Source organism: Roseomonas marmotae (assembly GCF_017654485.1).
GTDB classification, from domain to species: domain Bacteria; phylum Pseudomonadota; class Alphaproteobacteria; order Acetobacterales; family Acetobacteraceae; genus Pseudoroseomonas; species Pseudoroseomonas marmotae.
The window spans coordinates 934954-955647 of sequence record NZ_CP061091.1 but is presented as its reverse complement, the minus strand read 5'-3'; the positions used below and the strand labels follow the sequence as shown (position 1 = coordinate 955647).

Annotated in this window: 19 protein-coding genes; 10 read left to right on the top strand and 9 right to left on the bottom strand. The window is 70.5% G+C overall.

Annotated elements, in window-relative coordinates; translation table 11 throughout:
* Positions 1 to 90: 90 nt before the first annotated feature.
* Both gyrB and recF read right to left on the bottom strand, forming a co-directional pair.
* Positions 91 to 2538: a DNA topoisomerase (ATP-hydrolyzing) subunit B gene (gene gyrB / locus IAI58_RS04505; RefSeq protein ID WP_207446807.1), complete on the bottom strand. Its 2448-nt coding sequence runs from the start codon at positions 2536 to 2538 to the stop codon at positions 91 to 93.
* Positions 2539 to 2593: 55 nt separating this feature from the next.
* Complete coding sequence (recF, locus tag IAI58_RS04500; RefSeq protein WP_237182909.1) at positions 2594 to 3748, bottom strand: DNA replication/repair protein RecF; 1155 nt, start codon at positions 3746 to 3748, stop codon at positions 2594 to 2596.
* Between the two features lie 108 nt (positions 3749 to 3856).
* Here recF and IAI58_RS04495 point away from each other — a divergent pair, with 108 nt between their 5' ends.
* Positions 3857 to 5170: a PQQ-dependent sugar dehydrogenase gene (locus IAI58_RS04495; protein ID WP_237182372.1), complete on the top strand. Its 1314-nt coding sequence runs from the start codon at positions 3857 to 3859 to the stop codon at positions 5168 to 5170.
* A 46-nt stretch (positions 5171 to 5216) separates the two neighbouring features.
* Here IAI58_RS04495 and IAI58_RS04490 read toward each other — a convergent pair whose 3' ends face one another.
* Positions 5217 to 6134, bottom strand: a complete 918-nt coding sequence (locus IAI58_RS04490; RefSeq protein WP_237182373.1) for a manganese catalase family protein — start codon at positions 6132 to 6134, stop codon at positions 5217 to 5219.
* A gap of 142 nt (positions 6135 to 6276) precedes the next feature.
* Complete coding sequence (gene dnaN / locus IAI58_RS04485; protein WP_207446812.1) at positions 6277 to 7404, bottom strand: DNA polymerase III subunit beta; 1128 nt, start codon at positions 7402 to 7404, stop codon at positions 6277 to 6279.
* A gap of 163 nt (positions 7405 to 7567) precedes the next feature.
* On the opposite strand from dnaN, the gene IAI58_RS04480 reads away from it, so the two are divergent.
* Positions 7568 to 8158, top strand: a complete 591-nt coding sequence (locus IAI58_RS04480; RefSeq protein ID WP_207446814.1) for a UdgX family uracil-DNA binding protein — start codon at positions 7568 to 7570, stop codon at positions 8156 to 8158.
* Between the two features lie 6 nt (positions 8159 to 8164).
* Here the strand turns inward: IAI58_RS04480 and IAI58_RS04475 are convergent, their stop codons facing one another.
* Positions 8165 to 8920, bottom strand: coding sequence for a sulfite exporter TauE/SafE family protein (locus IAI58_RS04475; RefSeq protein WP_237182374.1), 756 nt, complete (start codon positions 8918 to 8920; stop codon positions 8165 to 8167).
* 104 nt (positions 8921 to 9024) lie between these two features.
* Here IAI58_RS04475 and IAI58_RS04470 point away from each other — a divergent pair, with 104 nt between their 5' ends.
* The 3 genes from IAI58_RS04470 (at position 9025) to IAI58_RS04460 (ending at position 12023) form a co-directional block, all read left to right on the top strand.
* On the top strand, positions 9025 to 9708 hold the full coding sequence (locus IAI58_RS04470) for an ArsR/SmtB family transcription factor (RefSeq protein WP_207446816.1): 684 nt from the start codon (positions 9025 to 9027) through the stop codon (positions 9706 to 9708).
* A 103-nt stretch (positions 9709 to 9811) separates the two neighbouring features.
* On the top strand, positions 9812 to 10723 hold the full coding sequence (accD, locus tag IAI58_RS04465) for an acetyl-CoA carboxylase, carboxyltransferase subunit beta (protein ID WP_207446818.1): 912 nt from the start codon (positions 9812 to 9814) through the stop codon (positions 10721 to 10723).
* A gap of 16 nt (positions 10724 to 10739) precedes the next feature.
* Positions 10740 to 12023 carry a bifunctional folylpolyglutamate synthase/dihydrofolate synthase gene (locus tag IAI58_RS04460; protein WP_207446819.1) on the top strand — a complete coding sequence of 428 codons (1284 nt, stop codon included), beginning with the start codon at positions 10740 to 10742 and terminating at the stop codon, positions 12021 to 12023.
* A gap of 37 nt (positions 12024 to 12060) precedes the next feature.
* On the opposite strand, the gene IAI58_RS04455 is transcribed toward IAI58_RS04460, so the two are convergent.
* Entirely contained in the window at positions 12061 to 13545 is a 1485-nt protein-coding gene (locus tag IAI58_RS04455; protein WP_272874831.1) for a transglycosylase SLT domain-containing protein, read from the bottom strand.
* Between the two features lie 555 nt (positions 13546 to 14100).
* On the opposite strand from IAI58_RS04455, the gene IAI58_RS04450 reads away from it, so the two are divergent.
* The 3 genes from IAI58_RS04450 (at position 14101) to IAI58_RS04440 (ending at position 16341) form a co-directional block, all read left to right on the top strand.
* Positions 14101 to 14676 carry an outer membrane lipoprotein gene (locus IAI58_RS04450; RefSeq protein WP_237182376.1) on the top strand — a complete coding sequence of 192 codons (576 nt, stop codon included), beginning with the start codon at positions 14101 to 14103 and terminating at the stop codon, positions 14674 to 14676.
* 62 nt (positions 14677 to 14738) lie between these two features.
* Entirely contained in the window at positions 14739 to 15569 is an 831-nt protein-coding gene (locus IAI58_RS04445) for an ABC transporter permease (RefSeq protein ID WP_207446823.1), read from the top strand.
* 4 nt (positions 15570 to 15573) lie between these two features.
* Positions 15574 to 16341 carry an ABC transporter ATP-binding protein gene (locus tag IAI58_RS04440; protein WP_207446825.1) on the top strand — a complete coding sequence of 256 codons (768 nt, stop codon included), beginning with the start codon at positions 15574 to 15576 and terminating at the stop codon, positions 16339 to 16341.
* Positions 16342 to 16413: 72 nt separating this feature from the next.
* Here the strand turns inward: IAI58_RS04440 and arfB are convergent, their stop codons facing one another.
* Complete coding sequence (gene arfB / locus IAI58_RS04435; RefSeq protein WP_207446827.1) at positions 16414 to 16833, bottom strand: alternative ribosome rescue aminoacyl-tRNA hydrolase ArfB; 420 nt, start codon at positions 16831 to 16833, stop codon at positions 16414 to 16416.
* 114 nt (positions 16834 to 16947) lie between these two features.
* Here arfB and IAI58_RS04430 point away from each other — a divergent pair, with 114 nt between their 5' ends.
* Together IAI58_RS04430 and IAI58_RS04425 are read left to right on the top strand one after the other, a co-directional pair.
* Positions 16948 to 18183 carry an MFS transporter gene (locus IAI58_RS04430; protein WP_207446829.1) on the top strand — a complete coding sequence of 412 codons (1236 nt, stop codon included), beginning with the start codon at positions 16948 to 16950 and terminating at the stop codon, positions 18181 to 18183.
* Between the two features lie 64 nt (positions 18184 to 18247).
* Positions 18248 to 18712 carry a CreA family protein gene (locus IAI58_RS04425; RefSeq protein ID WP_207446831.1) on the top strand — a complete coding sequence of 155 codons (465 nt, stop codon included), beginning with the start codon at positions 18248 to 18250 and terminating at the stop codon, positions 18710 to 18712.
* Between the two features lie 3 nt (positions 18713 to 18715).
* Here the strand turns inward: IAI58_RS04425 and IAI58_RS04420 are convergent, their stop codons facing one another.
* Together IAI58_RS04420 and gmd are read right to left on the bottom strand one after the other, a co-directional pair.
* A complete protein-coding gene (locus IAI58_RS04420) occupies positions 18716 to 19696 on the bottom strand; it encodes a GDP-mannose 4,6-dehydratase (RefSeq protein ID WP_207446833.1) in 981 nt (326 codons plus the stop codon).
* Between the two features lie 2 nt (positions 19697 to 19698).
* The gene (gene gmd, locus IAI58_RS04415; protein ID WP_207446835.1) at positions 19699 to 20685 is read right to left on the bottom strand and encodes a GDP-mannose 4,6-dehydratase; all 987 of its coding nucleotides are present in this window, start codon (positions 20683 to 20685) and stop codon (positions 19699 to 19701) included.
* Between the last annotated feature and the right edge of the window lie 9 nt (positions 20686 to 20694).

The window sequence follows — 20694 nt, the reverse complement described above, 5'->3', positions numbered from 1 at the left end:
ACGTCCTGAACGGGGCCGGGCACGGGCTTTTTCTTGGCCAAACCAAGGCAGGCCCGCCCACCGATACGGAACGGCGGGCGGGGAAGTGGGTCAGACGTCCAGGTTGGCGACCTTCAGCGCATTGCCGACGATGAATTCACGCCGTGGCTCGACGACGTCGCCCATGAGGGTGGAGAAGACTTCCTCGGCATCCGCCACGTCGTCCACCCTGACCTGCAGCAGGGTGCGCGCCGCCGGGTCCAGCGTGGTCTTCCAGAGCTGGTCCGGGTTCATCTCGCCCAGGCCCTTGAAGCGCTGGATCGCCAGGCCCTTGCGGCCCTGGGCCAGGATGCGCTCGAAGGCGGCCAGCGGACCGCCGACCTCGGTGGTCGTGCTTTCCAGCATCAGGGTGGCGGGCTGGCTCCAGGAGGCGGCCAGCGGCTCGCGCCGGTCCTCCAGCCAGCGGGCATCGGCGCTGCGCAGCGCCGTGGCGTCCATCGTGTAGCGCTCCGCCACGCCGCGTACGGTGCGGCCCATGCTGAGCGTCGTGCCGGCCGAGACCTTCCAGCCACGCTCGCTCGGCAGGGCGATGGCATCCAGCCGTTGCGCCAGTACCTGCGCCGCAGCATCGGCCTTCACGGAGTCCAGCGTCAGCGCGCCGGCGATCGCCGCCTGCTCCACCAGCTCCGCCGGGACATTGCTGGCCAGGCGGCGGATCCGGCCGGCGGCCTGGCGCAGGCGCTCCACCAGTTCCGACAGCGCCTCGCCTTCCACGACGCGGCCATCGGCGAAGGTCAGCTTCGCGTTGTGCAGCGCCTTCTCCAGCAGGAATTCCTCCAGCGCGCGGTCGTCCTTCAGGTACCGCTCCTCATTGCCGCGCTTGGCGCGGTAGAGCGGCGGCTGGGCGATATAGAGGTGGCCGCGCGCCAGCAGTTCCGGCATCTGCCGGAAGAAGAAGGTCAGCAGCAGCGTGCGGATATGGGAGCCGTCCACATCGGCGTCCGTCATGATGACGATGCGGTGGTAGCGCAGCTTGTCGGCCGAGAAGCCGCCGCGGTCCACCGGCCCGGTGCCGATGCCCGTGCCCAGCGCCGTGATCAGCGTGCCGATCTCGGCCGAGGAGAGCATCTTGTCGAGCCGCGCGCGCTCCACGTTCAGGATCTTGCCCTTGAGCGGCAGGATGGCCTGGAAGCGGCGGTCGCGGCCCTGCTTGGCGGAACCACCGGCCGAGTCACCCTCGACCAGGAAGATCTCGCACAGCGCGGGGTTCTTCTCCTGGCAGTCCGCCAGCTTGCCGGGCAGCGTGCTGATATCCAGCGCGTTCTTGCGGCCCACCTTGTCGCGCGCCAGCTGCGCCGCCTTGCGGGCGGCGGCGGCCAGCACGACCTGGTCGAGGACGAGCTTCGCTTCCTTCGGATGCGTCTCGAACCAATGGCTGACAGCGTCCGCGACCGCCGCCTGCACCACCGGCTGCACCTCGGAGGAGACCAGCTTGTCCTTGGTCTGGCTGCTGAACTTCGGGTCCGGCACCTTGACCGAGAGCACCGCCGTCAGCCCCTCGCGCATATCCTCGCCCGAAAGCTCGACCTTCTCCTTCTTCGCCATGTCCTCGGCGTATTTGGAGACGATGCGTGTCAGCGCCTGACGGAAGCCGGCCTGATGGGTGCCGCCATCGCGCTGCGGGATGTTGTTGGTGAAGCAGAGCACCTGCTCATGCGGCGTGTTGTTCCACCACAAGGCCAGCTCGACCTTGATACCGACCTGGTCGTCCTTGGCCACCAGGCTGAGCGGCGGCTTGAAGATCGGCTCCTTGCTGCGGTCCAGCCATTCCACGAAGGCGACGAGGCCGCCATGGAACAGGAAGTTCACTTCCGGCGCCTTGGTCTCCCCGTCCGCCATGCGGTCGTCGCGCAGGTTGATGGACAGCCCGGAATTCAGGAAGGCCAGTTCCCGCAGGCGGCGTTCCAGGATGGCGAAGTCGTATTCCGTGCGGGTGAAGGTATCGCCGCTGGGCTTGAAGGTGACCTCGGTGCCATTGGGCTGGTCGGAAGGGCCGACGACTTCCAGCGGCGTCACGGTGTCGCCGTGCTCGAAGCGGATGAAATGCTCCTTGCCGTCGCGCCAGATGCGGACGTTCATCCATTCGGAGAGCGCGTTCACCACCGCGGCGCCGACGCCGTGCAGCCCGCCGGAGACCTTGTAGGAGTTCTGGTTGAACTTGCCGCCGGCATGCAGGCGCGTCAGCACCACCTCGGCGGCGGAGACGCCTTCCTCGGCATGCAGGTCGGTCGGGATGCCGCGGCCGTTGTCGCGCACCGTCACGCTGCCGTCGGGGTTCAGCACCACGTCGCAGCGGTCCGCGTAGCCGGCCTGGGCCTCGTCCACAGCGTTGTCGATGATCTCGAAGGCCATGTGGTGCAGGCCCGAGCCATCATCGGTATCGCCGATATACATGCCCGGCCGTTTCCGGACCGCTTCCAGACCGCGCAACACGGTGATGGAGGCGCTGTCATAGGCGTCCGCCTGTTGGGAGGACGGCGCGCTCACGGGCTCACTCATGCCGGCGGGAAACTCCTGGTTCGGGGAAGGATGGAAAACGCCATTTTATAGCAGGTTATGCCGGGTTCGGCACGGGTAAATCGGCAGGCGCCAACCCGCCTGGCCGGGCCAGGAAGGCTTCCGCCACGCCATGCAGCGGCTGGAAGGGCGCAAATTCGGTGCCGGTCAGGAAACACTGCGCCGGCAGCCCGGCCAGGACGGCGAACAGGGCCTCCCGCCGCCCGGGGTCCAGATGGGCCGCGACCTCGTCCAGCAGCAGCAGGGGGGCGAAACCCCGATGCGCCGCCACCAGCGCCGCCTGGGCCAGCACCACCACCACCAGCAGCGCCTTCTGCTCGCCCGTCGAGCACAACTCGGCCGGAATCTCCTTGGGCAGCAGCACCATCCGCAGGTCCGTGCGGTGGGCGCCCTGCCGCGCGCCGCCGGCCGCCGCGTCCCGCGCCCGGTCCCCGGCCAGACCGGCGCGCAGGGCCTCCTCCACGGCCAGGGCGGGCTCTTCGTCCAGCGCGGCGGCGATGGGGTCGAGCAGGTCCAGCCGCGCCGCCGGGAAGGCCCCGGCCAGCCCCGCCGCGAGCGCCCCGTTCAGCCGCAGCGCCAGGGAGCGGCGCGCCGCCACCGCCGCCACCGCGTGGCGGGCCATCGTATCCTCCAGCGCCGCCAGCCAGCGGGCATCGCGCGCCCCCTCGGCCAGCAGGCGGTTGCGCTGGGTCATGGCGGCATCATGGGCCGCGACATCCCGCGCATGGCTGGGCTCCAGCGACCAGACCAGCCGGTCCAGGAAGCGGCGGCGGCCGGAGGCCCCTTCCTGGAAAAGCCGGTCCATCTGCGGCGTCAGCCAGAGGGCCGCGGCATGGCGGGCGATCTCGGCCTGGTTGCGGACGGGGCCGCCATCGAGGCGGAAGGAGCGGCGGTCCTGCCCCGCCTCGGCGCCGGTGCCGATCACCACGGCGCCTTCCGGTCCGTCAAAATGTCCGGCCACGACCCAGGTGAGGCCCTCGGCCCCTTCCCGGCGGCCCAGTTCCGCGCCCCTGGCGCCGCGCAACCCGCGGCCCGGGCCCAGCAGGCTGATGGCTTCCAGCAGGTTGGTCTTGCCCACGCCATTGGCGCCCGCCACCACAACGACACGGCCGGAAATGGGCTGGTCCAGCTCGGCATAGCTACGGAAATCCCGCAGCATCAGGCGGGTGAGGCGAAGCGCGGGGGGGATCACCCGGATGCTTTAGCACCGGGGAGGACGGAGCGGGAGGGCAAGGCAGCCTTGCCATTCAGTTGACGCGCCACACGTAACGATCTGGCCTTTTGTATGGACCCTGCCGCCATGCGCCCTGTCGTCCTGCCCGCCATCGCCCTCCTCGCCGCCCTCACCGCCTGCGGCGAGGAGGCGCAACTGCCACCGGAAGCCGGCTACGGCCCCAATCCGGAATTGCCGGCGCCGCGCGCCACCATGATCCCCACCGTCAACATCGCCCCCGCCAAGGGCTGGCCGGAAGGCGCCATGCCCAGCCCCGCCGCCGGGCTGGAGGTGGTGACCTTCGCCGAGGGGCTGGACCACCCGCGCTGGCTCTACGTGCTGCCGAATGGCGACGTGCTGGTGGCCGAGAGCAATGCCCCGCCCAAGCCGGATGACAGCAAGGGCATCCGGGGCTGGATCATGGGGCTGGTGATGGACCGTGCCGGCGCCGGGGTGCCCAGCGCCAACCGCATCACGCTGCTGCGCGACGCCGACGGGGATGGCGTGGCGGAAACCCGCTCGGTCTTCCTGGAAGGGCTGAACTCCCCCTTCGGGATGGCGCTGGTGGGCGATGACTTCTACGTCGCCGATACCGATGCCGTGCTGCGCTTTCCCTACAAGCCGGGCGATACGCGCATCACCGAGCCCGGCACAAAGCTGGTGGACCTGCCCGCCGGGCGCATCAACCACCACTGGACCAAGAACGTGATCGCCAGCCCGGACGGGGCGCGGCTCTATGTCACCACCGGCTCCAACAGCAATGTGGGCGAGAATGGCATGGAGGCCGAGGAAGGCCGCGCCGCCATCTGGGAAGTGGACCGCGCCACCGGGGCGCATCGCATCTTCGCCTCCGGCCTTCGTAACCCCAATGGCCTCGGCTGGGCTCCTGGAACCGGCGTGCTCTGGACCGCCGTGAACGAGCGGGACGAGATCGGCAGCGACCTGGTGCCGGACTACATGACTTCGGTCAGGGATGGGGGCTTCTATGGCTGGCCCTACAGCTACTATGGCCAGCATGTGGATGCGCGGGTCGCGCCGCAACGGCCTGATCTGGTGGCCAGGGCGATCGCGCCGGATTACGCGCTGGGGGCCCATACGGCCTCGCTGGGATTGGCCTTCGCCAATGGCCAGGGCCTGCCGCCCGCCTTCGCCAACGGCGCCTTCATCGGCCAGCATGGGTCGTGGAACCGCCGCCCCGCCAGCGGCTACAAGGTGATCTTCGTCCCCTTCGCCGACGGCAAGCCCAGTGGCGAGCCTGTGGAGGTGCTGACCGGCTTCCTGGACGAATCCGGCAATGCGCGGGGTCGCCCCGTCGGCGTGGCGGTGGACCAGGCCGGCGCGCTGCTGGTGGCGGATGATGTGGGCAACCGCGTCTTCCGCGTCAGCGCCGCCGCGCCGTGAAAAGGCCCGGCGGCGGGGACATGACTCCCCGCCGCCGGATGAAGCCTCAGCGCGACTTCTGGTAGAGCTTGCTCGCGATCTCGAACATCTCCTCCGGCGCATAATCGGGCGCGAAGGCGGAGGCGACGCCGGTCAGGTCATGGATCTTGCCACCTTCCGGCATGCCATCGATCACTTCCAGCTCGCCCGGCGGGTCGCCCGGCAGGGCCTGCTCGCCATTGCCCCAGATCCCCGCCATCTCGGCATAGTCATTGGGGCTGAAGCGGTACAGTCGGCGGTGCGAGCCTTCCTGCAGGTATTTCTGGCACTCCGGGATCTTGTCCAGCGGGATGTTCGGCGTCGGCAGGAACTTCTCCAGCTCCACGCCGGTGATCTTCTTCAGCGCCAGCGCATAGGCATGGGCATGGACGGAGCCGCGCACCAGCAGGTAGCCGCAGACCTCGCGGCCCGTGGGGTCGGTCAGCGTCTCATAGACCCGCAGCTTGTGCAGGCGGGCGCCGCATTCGAGGTGGAAGTTGTGCAGCAGGTCCACGACGATATTGCCCGTCGTGGTCACCATATCCGCGTTCCAGGACATGGAATTGCTGTTCACGGGCAGCGCGCCGCCGCCGGCCGAGGCGAAGGAGGCGAAGGAGCGGATGTCCTTCATCATCTCGAAGGGCGCGCCCGAGATGTCGCCGCCATCGGTGTCGTCATTCTCGGCATCCGGCCCATTGGCCAGCATGGCGACGCCGTTGCTCACCAGCTCGACATGGCCCAGCTCCTCCGCCGTGATGGCGGCGACCAGGCTGTAGAAGGGGCGAAGCTTGGATTTGCTGCGGAAGTTGAAGCTCTGGAACATGTAGTTCCCAAGCGTGGACATCTCGCCGTATTTGCCGCCCAGCAACTCCTGCAAGGCAGCGGCCGCGTTGGGGTCCTTGCGCTTGGGGACCGGAAGCTCGGCCTGGAGCTTATCGACGCGCATAAACATTTCGGACGCCTCTCCGGTTGACTGCACCGGCTCAACGACGCAGCGGCACCAAAGGTTCATCACCCAGCGCCGCTTTTTCCAAAATGCCAGGCTGGAGCTGGCTTCTTGCCAGGCTCCAGCTTGCCTTCGCCGGTGCTCAGACCCGCATGGGCATCAGCACGTAGAGCGCCTCTGGCTTCGCCTTGTCCACCACCACCGTGGGGGCGGAGCCATCGGCGAAGCGGAACTCGACCTTCTCGGCGATCTGGTCGGTGATGTCCGAGAGGTAGCGGGCCTGGAAACCGATCTCGATGCCGGTGCCGACATAGGAGACGCTCTCGCTGTCCAGCTCCTCCTCCGCCTGGCCCTGGTCGGGGCTGCTGGCGGTCAGGGTCAGGCTGTCCGGCTTGAGGGAGAGCTTCACGGGCCGCGAACGCTCGGAGGAAATGGCGGCGACGCGCGCCACGGCCTCGGCGAAGGCCTTCTTGTCCACCGTCAGGATCTTGTCGTTGCCGCGCGGGATCACCCGGTCATATTCCGGGAAGGTGCCGTCGATCAGCTTGCTGGTCAGCTGCACCGAGCCGAAGGTGAAGCGGATCTTGGTGTCGGAGAGCTTGATCTCGACAGGGTCGCTGCTCTCCTCGGCCAGCTTGCGGATCTCGTTGACCGTCTTGCGGGGGATGATGACGCCCGGCATCCCCTCGGCGCCCTCCGGCAGCGGCTCCTCGACCCGCGCCAGGCGGTGGCCGTCGGTGGCCACGGCGCGCAGCACCTTCTGGCCGTCCGAGTCGGCGGCATGCAGATAGATGCCGTTGAGGTAGTAGCGGGTCTCCTCCGTGGAGATCGCGAATTTGGTGCGGTCCACCAGCTCCCGCAGGGTCAGCGCCGGCAGCTCGAAGCCATGCGGCAGCTTACCCTCGGTCATGGAGGGGAAATCCTCCACCGGCAGCACCATCAGGCTGGTGGCGAAGCGGCCGGCGCGCAGCGCCAGCGGCGCATCGCCGCCCGGATGGTCCAGCTCGACCTTGGCGCCGTCCGGCAGCTTGCGGACGATCTCGTAGAGCGTGGCGGCCGGCGCCGTGGTGCGCCCGCCGCGCGCGACGATGACGCCCGGGACCGCCTCGACGATCGCGATCTCCATATCCGTCGCCGTCAGGGTCAGCGCGCCCTCCTGGGCGGCCAGCATGACATTGGCCAGGATGGGGATGGTGTTGCGGCGCTCCACCACGCTCTGCACATGCGCCAGGGCCTTGAGCAGCACGGCCCGATCCACCGAGAACTTCATGGCTTGTGCAACCCCGTGCCGAATGGGGCGCGGCATCCGCGCCCGGATGAGCGAAAGAGCGGCCTTATCTATCAGCCTGCCAGCGGCCGGGAAAGCCGCCCCGCGCGCTTTCCAGGCCCGCGGGCCCCGCAACCGGCGCCCAGGCCGGTGGTTGGCTTCCATCATGCCCGAATCCAGCCGCTCCGCCAGCCCCGCCGACCTGCCCGTGGCCCCCTGGGCCGAGGGACACAGCTTCGTCCCCGGGGAAGGACCGCCGGGCGCGCCGCTGATGTTCGTGGGGGAGCAGCCCGGGGATGAGGAGGACCGCGCCGGCCGCCCCTTCGTCGGCCCGGCCGGGCGGCTGTTCGACCAGGCGCTGGCCGAGGCGGGGGTCACCCGCGCCCAGGCCTATGTCACCAATGCGGTGAAGCACTTCAAATTCACCCAGACCGGCAGGCGGCGGCTGCACCAGAAGCCCGACTCGGGGGATATCGCCTTCTACCGCCCCTTCCTGCTGCAGGAGGTGAAGCAGATCGGGCCACGGCTGCTGGTGGCGCTCGGGGCCACGGCGGCGCAGTCCCTGCTGGGGCGCAAGGTGCCCGTGCTGAAGGCGCGGGGCGAGGTGCTGCCGGGGCCGGCCGGGCGCGATGTCTTCCTGACCGTGCATCCCAGCTTCCTGCTCCGCATTCCCGACCCCGGGCGGAAGCGCGACGAGTATCTGGCCTTCGTCAGCGACCTGAGGGAGGCGGCGCAACGCGCCGGTGTCACCCCCTGACGGGGTTCAGCGCAGCCCCTGCCAGAGCAGGTGCAGCCCCAGCAGCAGCAGCCCCAGGAAGAAGCAGCGGCGGAAGGTGGCGTCGGAGACCCGGCCGCGCAGCCATGTGCCCAGCCCCATCCCCGCCAGCGCCGGCAGCAGCGCCAGCACCGATCCGCCCAGGGCGGCGCCGCTGAAGCCGCCACCCGAGGCCAGTCCCACCCCCATGGCCAGGGTGGAGACGGTGAAGGACAGCCCGAGCGCCTGCACCAGCCGGTCCCGCCCCAGCCCCAGCGCCTGGAGATAGGGCACCGCCGGGATGACGAAGACCCCGGTGGCCGCCGTGACCAGCCCGGTCAGCAGCCCGGTCAGAGGCCCGGCCCAGGCTTCGGCGCGGGCCGGCACCTGGGGCAGGCGCAGCGGCAGCAGGCCCAGGCCGGCATAGGCCAGCAGCGCCACGCCCAGCCCCGCCGTGGCGCCGCCGCGTCCCGGCAGCAGCCCGGCCCAGATGCCGAGAAGCGTGCCCAGCGCTGCCGCCGCCATCATCGGCCCCAGCCGCCGCAGCAGCGCCCCGAGGCCGGGCACGCCCATGATCTGCCAGAGATTCGTCACGAGGGAGGGCAGCACCAGCAGCGCCGCCGCCTGGGCCGGGGCCATGACGGTGCCCAGCAACCCCATGGCGATGGTCGGCAGCCCCATGCCGATCACCCCCTTCACCAGCCCGGCGAGCAGGAAGGTGGCGAGGGTCAGGGCCAGGGCGGCGGGGGAGAGAAGCATGTCCATGGGTCCAGCCTCGGCCTTCTTTGGCGCCGATGCTACGGTGCGGCCCGTAGCATCGCCCGCCGCCTCGCGGCAGCATCGGGCGTCCCGCCGCAGGAGCCCCCGCCATGGTCAGCACCACCGCCCTGGCCGGCACCGCCGCCGCCATCGGCGACCCCGCCCGCGCCAATATGCTCGCCGCCCTGATGGATGGCCGCGCCCTGACCGCCACCGAGCTGGCGCGGCTGGCCGGGGTCACGCCGCAGACCGCCAGCGGGCATCTGGCGCGGCTGGCGGAGGCCGGGCTGATCACGCCGGAAAAGCAGGGCCGCCACCGCTACCACCGCCTCGCCTCCCCCGCCGTGGCGGAGATGCTGGAGGGGCTGATGGCCCTGGCCAGCGCCGCCCGCCCCGCCCCCGTCACCGGCCCGCGCGACGCGGATCTGCGCCTGGCCCGCACCTGCTACGACCATCTGGCGGGCCGCCTGGCGGTGGGCCTGACCGATTCGCTCGTGGCGCGTGGCCATCTGCGACTGGAGGGCGAGGGCGCCGAGCTGACGGAATCCGGCACCGCCTTCCTGCGGGAGATGGGGGTGGCCGCCACACCGTCCCGCCGCCTGCTCTGCCGCCCCTGCCTGGACTGGAGCGAGCGGCGCCCGCATCTGGCCGGGGTCATCGGCGCCGCGCTGTGCCGGCATTGCCTGACGGCGGGCTGGGTGCGGCGGCGGCCGGGCAGCCGGGCCTTGACCATCACGCCCCTGGGGGAGCAGGGCTTCAGGAGCGGCTTCGGACTGGACCTCCGCGCCAGCTGAAACGCATCGGATACACGCCCGCTCTTGCCATCCGGGCATTGCAAGCCCTACCACGCCGCGCGTCGCGCGCTGTCGCGCCAGTGTCACAGAAGGAAGTTAAGCCATGAACTGGATCAGCGAATGGGCGCTGCCGAAGATCCAGACCTGGCTCGGCCGCAAGGAAGTGCCGGACAACCTCTGGCACCAGTGCCCCTCCTGCACCCAGATGATCTTCCATAAGGATCTGGAGCGCAGCCTGCATGTCTGCCCGCATTGCGGCCACCACATGCGCATCGCCGCCGCCAGGCGCATCGGATACACGCTGGACGAGGGCTTCCAGCGCATCGAGCTGCCGCGCGCCCCCGCCGACCCGCTGCGCTTCCGCGACCAGCGGCGCTACGCCGACCGGCTGAAGGAAGCCCAGGCCAAATCCGGCATGGATGACGCGGTGGTGGTGGCGCATGGCGCCATCGAGGGCCGCCGCGCCGTCGTCGCCGCCTTCGAGTTCTCCTTCATGGGCGGCTCCATGGGCGCGGGCGTGGGCGAGGCCATCGTCACCGCCGCCAAGCTGGCCGTGCTGCAGGACGCGCCGCTGATCGTCTTCACCGCCTCGGGCGGCGCGCGTATGCAGGAAGGCGCCGTCAGCCTGATGCAGATGCCGCGCACCGTGATCGCCACGCAGATGGTCAAGGAAGCCGGGCTGCCCTTCATCGTCGTGCTGGCCGACCCGACCACCGGCGGCGTCACTGCCAGCTTCGCCATGCTCGGCGACATCCAGATCGCCGAGCCCAACGCGCTGATCGGCTTCGCCGGCGCGCGCGTGATCGAGCAGACGGTGCGGGAGAAGCTCCCCGAGGGCTTCCAGCGCGCCGAATACCTGCTGCAGCACGGCATCCTGGACATGGTGGTCCACCGGGGCGAGATGCGCGCGACGCTGAGCCGCGTCATCTCCCTGCTGCGGGAGAAGCGCCCGGAAGCCGTGACGGAAGTGGCCGCGGAGCCGCCGGTCGAAGCCGCGGCCGCAGCCTCGGCCTGAGCGGAGCAGCGTCACCATGGGCCGTTCGGAAGCCATCATCGACCGGCTGCACGGCCTGCACCCCAAGCTGATCGATCTCAGCCTGGAGCGCCTGCAGCGCCTGCTGGCCGCGCTGGGCCATCCGGAGCGGCAGCTGCCGCCGGTGGTCCATGTCGCCGGCACCAATGGCAAAGGGTCCACCTGCGCCTTCCTCCGCGCCATCGCCGAGGCGGCGGGGCAGCGGGTGCATGTCTATACCTCCCCGCATCTCGTCCATTTCCGCGAGCGCTTCCGCCTGGCCGGCCAGCTGGTGACGGAGGACGCCCTGGCCGATGCGCTGGAGGAGGTGGAGGCCGCCAATGAAGGCCAGCCCATCACGGTCTTCGAGGTGACGACGGCGGTGGGCCTGCTGCTGTTCAGCCGCACCCCGGCCGATCTGATGGTGCTGGAAGTCGGGCTGGGCGGGCGCTTCGACGCCACCAATGTCATCGGCCACCCGGCGGCCTGCGCCATCGCCAGCATCTCGATGGACCATATGGATTTCCTGGGCGACAGCCTGGCGGCCATCGCGGGGGAGAAGGCCGGCATCATCAAGCCCGGCGTGCCGGCCGCCACCGGCCGGCAACAGCCCGAGGCGCTGCGGGTGCTGGAGGCCGAGGCCGCCCGGCTGGGTGCGCCGCTGCTCCGCCGCGACGCCGAGTGGATCGCCGAATGGGAAGAAGGCGGGCTGCGCTACGCCGATTCGCAGGGCGTGCTGCACCTGCCGCCCCCCGCCCTGCCCGGCCCGCACCAGGCCGATAACGCCGGGATCGCCATCGCCGCGCTGCGCGCCTGGAACCCGTCCTGGCTCAGCGACTCCGCCATTGCCGCCGGCCTTTCCACCGCCACCTGGCCGGCGCGGCTGCAACGCCTGCACGGCGCCCTGGCGGCGCTGCTGCCGGAGGGATGGGAGTTGTGGCTGGATGGCGGCCATAATGCCGGCGCCGGGCAGGCCCTGGCCGCGCATCTGCCCGGCTGGTCCGACCGCCCCCGGCACCTCCTGGTCGGCATGAAGCAGGGCAAGGAATCGAATGCCTTCCTGCGCCCGCTGCTGCCGCTGGCCGATTCGCTCTGGGCAGTGGCCGAGCCCGGCCAGCATCTGGCCATGCCGGTGGAGGCCATCGTCGCCGCCTCCGGCGGGCGGGCGCGGCCGGGGCCGCGGGTGGCGGATGCGCTGCGGGCCATCGCCACCACAGGCGGCCCGCCCGGGCGCGTGCTGATCTGCGGCAGCCTCTATCTGGCTGGCGAAGTCCTGAAGGCTGACGGCACCGGCGTCGAATGAGGGACCGGGGGCCTGAGGCCCCCGGCATTCCTGTCAGTTAAGCGTCCGGCGAGACGATGATGCAGGCCCCTGAGGTCCGCAGCTTCTCGCAGGCCGACTGCGCGGTCTCCCGCGACAATCCGCCAACCCGCGCGCGGTAGAGGGTGGCGCGGCCGGAAGCGACCGGCTCCACCACCGTCTTGGCGCCACGCAGGCCGATCTGGCCCCGCGCCTTGTCGGAGGCCGAGCGGGCCAGGCCTGCGCTGGCGAAGGCCCCCACCTGCACCGCCCACTGCCCGCCGGCGGAGGGCAGAGAGGCCCGAACGGGCGCGGAGATTCCGCCGCCGGTCTGGGAAGGCGCCCGCAGAACATTGGCGGAGAGCGAGCCTGCCTGGGCGCTGGATACCAGCCGGAAGCCGACCGGGCGCGGCGGGGTGGCCGCTGCCAGCTGGCTGGGTGGCGTGGTCGGCCGGGCGGCGGGGCCACGCGGCCCTTCGTCCCGCGAGGCCTGGGCGCGCAGGGCGGCGAGCCTCGTGGCGGCGGAGTCGGCGCCACGCGGCGCCGCGGCGGCCAGCGCGGATCCCACCATGGAAGGCACGGCGCGCTGCGGCGGCGGAGGCGGCGACGACTCGGCCAGGGCGCTGCCGCCATAGGTCGAGCCATCCGGGATCGGCTCCATCCGCACCACCGTGTCGCTGGGGCTGGAGACCGCCGCGCTGGCATAGGTCGAGCCGTCCGGGATCGGCTCCATCCGCACGACCGTGCCGGACAGGCTGGCCACCTGCACCGGCGCGGGCGCCGGGCTGCTGGCATAGGTGGAGCCATCCGGGATCGGCTCCATCCGCACGACCGGGCCGGGCGGCAGGCTGGTGGCGACGCGGATCACAGGATCCACGGCGTTCCGCTGCTCGCGCAGCGCCAGCATGGTGGCGGTGTCGCCACGGCGCGGGCCGGCCGGGATGTTGAGCGGGATTTCGGCAGCCGCGTAGACTTCCGGTGCCGCGCGGCGGTTCGGATGCGCGTCGACGATGCGGGGCCCGATTCGCGCTACGTAGTTGCGCGTCTCGGCCGGCAGGCCCCTGTTGGCCCAGAGGTAGTCCTCCAGCCGGCGCGGCCCTGCGTTATAGGCGGCCAGGAAGGCGGGATTGCCGTAGAGCTCGTACATCTCCCGCACATAGGCCGTGCCGGCCATGATGCTGTTCCAGGGATGATACGGGTCGTCGCCCAGGCCATAGCGGCTCCGCAACTCGGCATAGGTGCCGGGCATCACCTGCATCAGGCCCATGGCACCCACGGGGCTGCGGGCATTGGAGCGCCCGCCGCTTTCCTGGCGCATGACCTCGCGAATCCATCGCTCCGGCACATCGAAGCGGCGCGAGGCTTCCTCGATGTAAGGACCCCACGGGTCACGGCTCGAGCCGGGTGGGTCGTAGCTGCTGGGCTGCGGATAGGCCGAGGCCTGTGCCGCGGCGCTGGCCGTGACCGGCCGCCGCTGGCTCTGTTCGCTGGAGCCGCAGGCCGAAAGAAGAGCGAGAACCCCCATCGCAGCCACAGCGCGTGCATGGCTGCGGCTTGGGCGAAATCGGAACGGAGTCATCCCCTGTTCTCCGTCAGAATGATGGTCCGCCGGAATACGGCTCCATGCCCGGAAGGATCCCCCCAACCCAGGCAAGGCGGCCCCGCCGCGCCCCCACGCGACCGAACCGGGTAACCCCGGCGTCCCTGCCAGGATCGGCGGAACGTCAACCTTTTCCGGCCTACATGAGGTTTTCGCCAGGCGCAAGCCTGCAATCAGGGCAGGGCATGGCGAAGCATGAGCCTGTCCATTTACCGTGCCAGGGCATGGCAGCCCATCAAAAAGCCAAGGCCAGGGCAGGAAGCCAGCCCGTCCCGGAGCTCTGGCCTCATCCCCCGCAGGCTGGGGAGCTATCGACCTAACGGACCATGTCGCGTCCCCTCAGTCAGGGAAGTGGGGCCTGGAGAGATCTGGCTGGCCCATCTGGACATTCGGGCACCGCGTCTCTACCTGACCAGAGTCAGGACCGGCCGCGCGGCCGCTGCCATGCGGCCCCGCCTGCCGGGCAGGAGGAGCTTTGTCATGACCGCACGCCCGCCCCGCCACACCATGTCCCGCGCCGCCCGAGTCGCGGCCGGTCTCCTGCTGTTGGGCGGGGTGGTGGCCTGCGCCCCGACCAATACCGCCACCACCTACAGCCCCAATGCGATGAACCGGGCGGCCTCGGTCTCCTACGGCACCATCATCGGCCTGCGCCCGGTGACCGTGCAGAGCGGCCAGGCGGGCCTCGGCACCGCAGCCGGCGCCGTGGCCGGTGGCGTGGCCGGCAGCTTCATCGGCGGCGACTGGCGCTCCAACCTGCTGGCCGGGCTGGGTGGCGCGGTGATCGGCGGCGCCCTCGGCAATGCGGCGGAGCGCGGGATGGGCGCCGGCCATGCGGTCGAGTTCTTCGTGCGGCAGGATAACGGCGGCGATATCGCCGTGGTCCAGACCAACGAAGAGAACCTGCAATACGGTGACCGTGTCGTGATCATCCGCGGCAACACCACCCGCATCAGCCGCGCCGCCAATGCCCCGCCGGCCGGCGCCGCGGCGCCGGCCTATAACGCCCCGCAGGGCGTTCCGACCTACACGCCCTCCGGTACCGTCTATCGCTGAGGACCGCGGGAGGACTACGGCGCTGGCGAGAGCGGCAAGGCCCGTTGTATAGAGCCGCCGACATGCAGACCGCCGTCCTCCCGACCTATCGCACCGACGCCCGGAACCCCCAGCGCGGGGCCCGTGCCTTGGCCGACCTCGCCAACGGCTTCTCCTCCTGGCGCCTCGCCTGGGCCCTGGCGCGGCTGGACCTCCGCAACCGCTATCGCGGCTCGGTCATCGGGCCCTTCTGGGTGACGCTCTCCACCGCCGTCATGGTGGTGGGCCTGGGGCTGCTCTATTCGCAGCTGCTGAAACAGGACCTGGCGCTCTATCTGCCGCATCTGGCGGTGAGCCTGATCATCTGGAACACCATCGCCGCCGTGGTGCCGGATGCCACGACATGCCTCACCAGCGCCGAGGGCGTGATCCGGCAACTGCCCCTGCCGCTGACCACCCATGCGCTGCGGAGCGTCTTCCGCAATGCGTTCTCCGCCGCGCATAGCCTGCCGCTGATCCTGGTGGTCTTCCTGGCCATGGGCCATATGCCCGGGGCCGAGGCGGCGCTGGCCATCCCCGGCCTGCTGCTGCTGGCGGTCAATGCCTTCGCTGCCAGCATCTTCCTGGGCATGATCTGCGCCCGCTTCCGCGATATCGGCCAGATTGTCACCAGCGTCATGCAGCTCGCCTTCTTCATGACACCGGTCATCTGGCGGGCGGAGTTGCTGTCCAATCCGTCGCTGCTGCTGCTGAACCCCTTCTACCCGATGCTGGAAGTCATCCGCGGCCCGCTGGTGGAAGGCGGGGTCAGCCCGGCGGTCTGGGGCGCGGCGCTGCTCTATACGGCCATCCACTGCGCCATCGCCCTCACCTTCTTCGTGCGCTTCCGCGCCCGCGTTGCCTTCTGGGTCTGATCACATGGCAAGAATCATCGCGGAACGCCTGTCCATCGAATTCCCGCTCTATCACCTCGGCGCCCGCAGCCTGAAGAAGCGGCTGCTGGCCAAGGCGGCGCTGCGGGTACGGTCGGACGAATCCAACCGGGTCGTCGTCTCCGCCCTGCGGGACCTCGATTTCAACATCCAGCGCGGGGAGCGGGTGGCGCTGGTCGGCAGCAACGGCGCCGGCAAGACCACCCTGCTTCGCACCATCGCCGGCATCTATGAGCCGGTGGCCGGCGAGCTGATGGTGGAGGGCGAGATCGGCTCCCTGATCGACCCCGGCGCCGGCATGGACCCCGACAGCACGGGGCGGGAGAATATCCGCCTGCGCGGCCTCTACCGCGGCATGGACGAGGCCGGCATCGCCGCGCTGGAGGAGGATGCCGCCACCTTCTCCGGCCTCGGCGAGTTTCTGGACGTGCCGACGCGCGGCTATTCCGCCGGCATGCAGGTCCGCCTCTCCTTCGCCATGGCCACCGCCATGGCGCCGCAGATCCTGCTGATGGACGAGTGGTTCATGGCCGGCGACGCCGATTTCATCGAGAAGGCGGAACGGCGCCTGGTCTCGCTGGTGAACAACGCCGATATCCTCGTCATCGCCACCCACGACTTCGACATCGTCCGCCGCTGGTGCAGCCGCGCCATCCGGCTGGATGCCGGCCGCATCATCGCCGACGGCCCGGTGGACGAAGTGCTGGCCGGGATGCAGCATGCCCCGGCACCGGCGCCCCAGCCTGCGGCCTGAGTGTCTCCCGCCGGCCTGCCGGAACAGGCCGCTTCACCTGCCCAGACGGCCTCCAGCTGACCGGGCCCTGTCCTAGTCCTCGCCCGGCCGCCCGCGCAGGCGCTTGATGCCGGCGGCGTGCCGCTTCTCCTCCACCCGCTTGCGCTTCTGGTTGCGCGAGACCCGGGTGGCGATGCGCGGCGTGGGCGGGATGGCGGCCTCCCGCAGCATCTCCAGCAGCCGCGCCCGCGCGTCCTGCCGGTTCTGCTCCAGCGAGCGGAAACGCTGCGCCGCGATCACCAGCACGCCGTCCTGGCCCAGCCGGCGCCCGGCCAGCCGGGCCAGCCGCTGCTTCACCCCCTCCGGCAGGCTGGGGGACGCAGCCACATCGAAGGCCAGGCGCACGGCGCTGGACACCTTGTTGACGTTCTGGCCACCGGGGCCGGAGGCGCGCACGAAGCTCTCGCGCAACTCCTCCTCCGGTATGGCAAGGCGGGCATTGATCTGCAGCATGGTCTCTCCGCCCCCGGCTTAGCACGCGGATGGCGGCGGAGACATGATCGGCGCGGACAGGGTGAAAAGGCCGGTCTATGCTGCGGCCGGAAACGCCGCCCGAAGGAGCCATTCATGGCCCAGCCCGCCCCAGCCCCCAACTCCGCCCTGCGGCAGATCGTCTTCATCAATGCCGCGCATGGCATCACGCACTACAGCCTGCTGATCCTGGCGACCGCCGTACTGGGCATGGTGCAGCAGGATGGCACGCTCTTCGGCGGCGAATACGGGCCGGTGCTGGCGCTGGGGACGGCGATGTTCGTGCTCTACGGCGTCTGCGCCCTGCCGATGGGCTGGCTGGCGGATCGCCTGGGGCGGCACCGGCTGATGCTGATCTTCTTCATCGGCACCGGCGGCTGCATGGCGGCCTCGGGGCTCGTGTCCTCCCCCTTCTGGCTGGCGGTGATGCTGGGGGCGATGGGCGCCTTCGCCGCCATCTACCATCCCGTCGGCACCGCCATGCTGGTGGAGGCGGCGGGCGACAGGGTGGGGCGCGCGGTCGGGGTGAATGGTGTCTTCGGCAATCTCGGCGTCGCCGCCGCGCCGGTGGTCACCGCCTTCCTGGCGCAGGCCGCCGGGTGGCGGGCGGCCTTCATCGTGCCCGGGCTGATCTGCCTGGTGGTCGGGCTGCTCTATCTGCGGGAAAGGCCGGTGGCCGGCGCCGCCGCGGCCGCCGCCGCCCGCCCCTTCCCCGTCATCCCGCGCCCGGTGGTGCGGCGCGCCGTGATTGTGCTGCTGAGCATCGCCGCAGCCTCGGGCTTCGTCTTCAACGCCTTCACCCTGCTGCTGCCGAAGCTGATGGAGGAGCGGCTGGCCGGCGATGCGAGCCTGCTGCCGGTGATCGGCGCGCTGGCCTTCCTGGTCACGCTCTGCGGCGGGCTGACGCAGTTCACGGTGGGCCGGATGATCGACCGGCTGACGCTGCGCCGCGTCTTCATGCCGCTGGCACTGGTGCAGATGCCGCTGCTGCTGGCCCTTTCCTTCGCCCAGGGCTGGCTGGTGCTGCCGCTGGCGGCGGCGCTGGCGGCCTCGATCTTCGGGCAGGTGACGGTGAACGAGACCATGACCGCCCGCTACATCGCGCCCCCGCTGCGGGTGAGGCTCTATTCCCTGCGCTTCTTCATCGGCTTCATGGGCGCGGCCGCGGCGGCGCCGCTGGTGGGCATGCTGCATCAGGCGACCGGCAACCTGGCCGCGACGCTGCTGGTGCTCTCCGGCTTCTCCGGGGTCATCCTGGCCTGCGCCATCTTCTTCCCCGACCGGAAGGAGGAGCTGCGGCCGGAACTCTGGGCCGCCGCCCCGGCGGAATAGGCGGGGCGGCGTTGCGCCGCCCGCCCCGCTGCCCCCATCTACCGGGGGAAGCGGAGATTGAACCATGCGGATACTGCCCGGCCTGCTGATGGCCGCACTTCTCCTCCCCCTCGGCGGCGCCGGCGCGCAGACCCGGGTGGGCGAGGTCAGCACCACCTTCCGCATCGTCGGGCCGAACGACAAGGTGGTGGTGGAGCGCTATGACGACCCGCGCGTGCCCAATGTCTCCTGCTACGTCTCCCGCGCCGATACGGGCGGGCTCTCGGGCTGGGTAGGGCTGGCGGAAGATCCCTCGCGCTTCAGCCTGGCCTGCCGCGCGACGGGGCCGGTGACCATGCCCGAGGGCATCCCCAAGAACGAGTCGGTGTTCAGGCAATCCGCCTCGGCGCTGTTCAAGGCGCTGACGGTGACGCGCATCATCGACGAGGAGAAGCGGGTGCTGGTCTATCTGATCACCAGCACCAAGATCATCGACGGCTCGCCCTATAACAGCGTGACGGCGGTGCCGATCGACGCGCCGCCGCGCTGAGGCTCAGGCCGCGCCCGCCGCCACGCGGGCGCGCCAGTCGGCCAGCACCGCGTCCAGCGTCTCATCCCAGCTGATGGCGGGTGCCCAGCCCAGCGCCTGCCGCAGGCGGGTGGAATCCCCGAGCGTCCGCATCACGTCGGTCGGGCGCAGACGGGCGGCGTCCTCCTCCACCCGCACGCTGACGCGGCTGCGGGCCAGCAGCCCTTCCAGCACATCGCCGATGCGCCGCGCGGTGCCGGAGGCGACATTAAAGACCGTGCCCGGCGCCAGTTCCGGCGCGGCGCGCAGCGCCATGGCATAAGACGCGCAGACATCGCGGACATCCAGGAAGTCGCGCCAGCGGTCCAGCGCGCCGACCCGCATCACCGGCTCCTGCAGCCCGGCCTCGATCCGCGCGATCTGCCGGGCGAAGGCGGAGACGACGAAGCTGTCCCCCTGCCCCGGGCCGGTATGGTTGGAAGGGCGCATGCGGAGGCAGCGCAGGCCCCGCAGGGCCATCTCCCCCAGCGCGAGGTCGCAGGCGGCCTTGCTGGCGGCATAGGGATTGGCCGGCTGCATCGGCGCCAGCTCATCCAGTGGCGCGTCGATGTCCCGGAAGGAGAGGCCATAGACCTCGGCCGAGGAGATGAAGAGGAAGCTGGCCTGGGGCGCATGGCGCATCACGGCATCCGCCAGCGCCATCGTGCCCAGCAGGTTGATGCGCCAGGTGCGGAAGGGGTCGGCGAAGGCCGCGCCCACCGCAGCCTGCGCCGCCAGATGCACGACGGCATCCGGCACGGCTTCCTGCACCAGGGCCGCCATGCCCTCGGGCTGCTCCAGGTCCATGGACAGCACGTCATCGGCATCCGGGCAGGCGGGGCCGCCGGGGCGTTCGGCGGCCAGCAGCCGGGCCGCCGGGAAGGCCTGCCGCAGCTGAGGCAGCAGGTGCCGGCCCACGAAGCCGGCAGCCCCCGTTACCAGGATGCGCTGCGGCAGCGGCGCCATCCTCAGCCGCCCGCCATCTTGGCGCGGTGCCGCTTGAGATCGGCCTCGACCATTTCCTGCGCCATCTCCTCCAGCGAGGTTTCCGGCTTCCAGCCCAGCTTGGCCTGGGCCTTGGCGGGGTTGCCGTGCAGCACATCCACCTCGGCCGGGCGCATGAAGGCGGGGTTCACCGTCACGTATTTCTCGTAGTCCAGGCCGGCATGGGCGAAGGCGATGCGGCAGAACTCGCGCACGGTGGTGGTGCGGTTGGTGGCCACCACGTAGTCGTCCGGCTTGTCCTGCTGCATCATCAGCCACATCGCCTTCACATAGTCCCGCGCATGGCCCCAGTCGCGCTTGGCGTCCAGGTTGCCCAGCGGCAGCTCTTCGGCGAGGCCGAGCTTGATGCGCGCTACGCCGTCCGTGATCTTGCGGGTCACGAATTCCAGGCCGCGCAGCGGGCTCTCATGGTTGAAGAGGATGCCCGAGGAGGCATGCAGGCCGAAGGATTCACGGTAGTTCACCGTCATCCAGTGGCCATAGAGCTTCGCCACCGCATAGGGGCTGCGGGGGTAGAAGGGCGTGTTCTCGTCCTGGATGGGCTCCTGGATCAGCCCGTACATCTCGGAGCTGCTGGCCTGGTAGAAGCGCGCCTTGGGCGCCACCAGCCGCACGGCCTCCAGCATGTTGCCGACGCCGATCGCGGTGACCTGGCCCGTCAGCAGCGGCTGGGTCCAGGAGGTTTTCACGAAGCTCTGGGCGCCGAGGTTATAGATCTCGTCCGGCTTCGCCTCTTCCATCACCCGGATCAGGGAGGAGAGGTCGGTCAGGTTGCCATCCAGCATGGTGACCTTGTCGGCCACGCCGAGCCAGCGCAGGCGGGAATCGATCACCTCGGAGGAAGCCGAGCGGCGCAGCAGGCCGAAGACCTCGTATCCCTTTCCCAGCAGCAGCTGGGAGAGATAGGCCCCATCCTGGCCAGTGATACCGGTAATTAAAGCACGAGGCATATCGGCAGG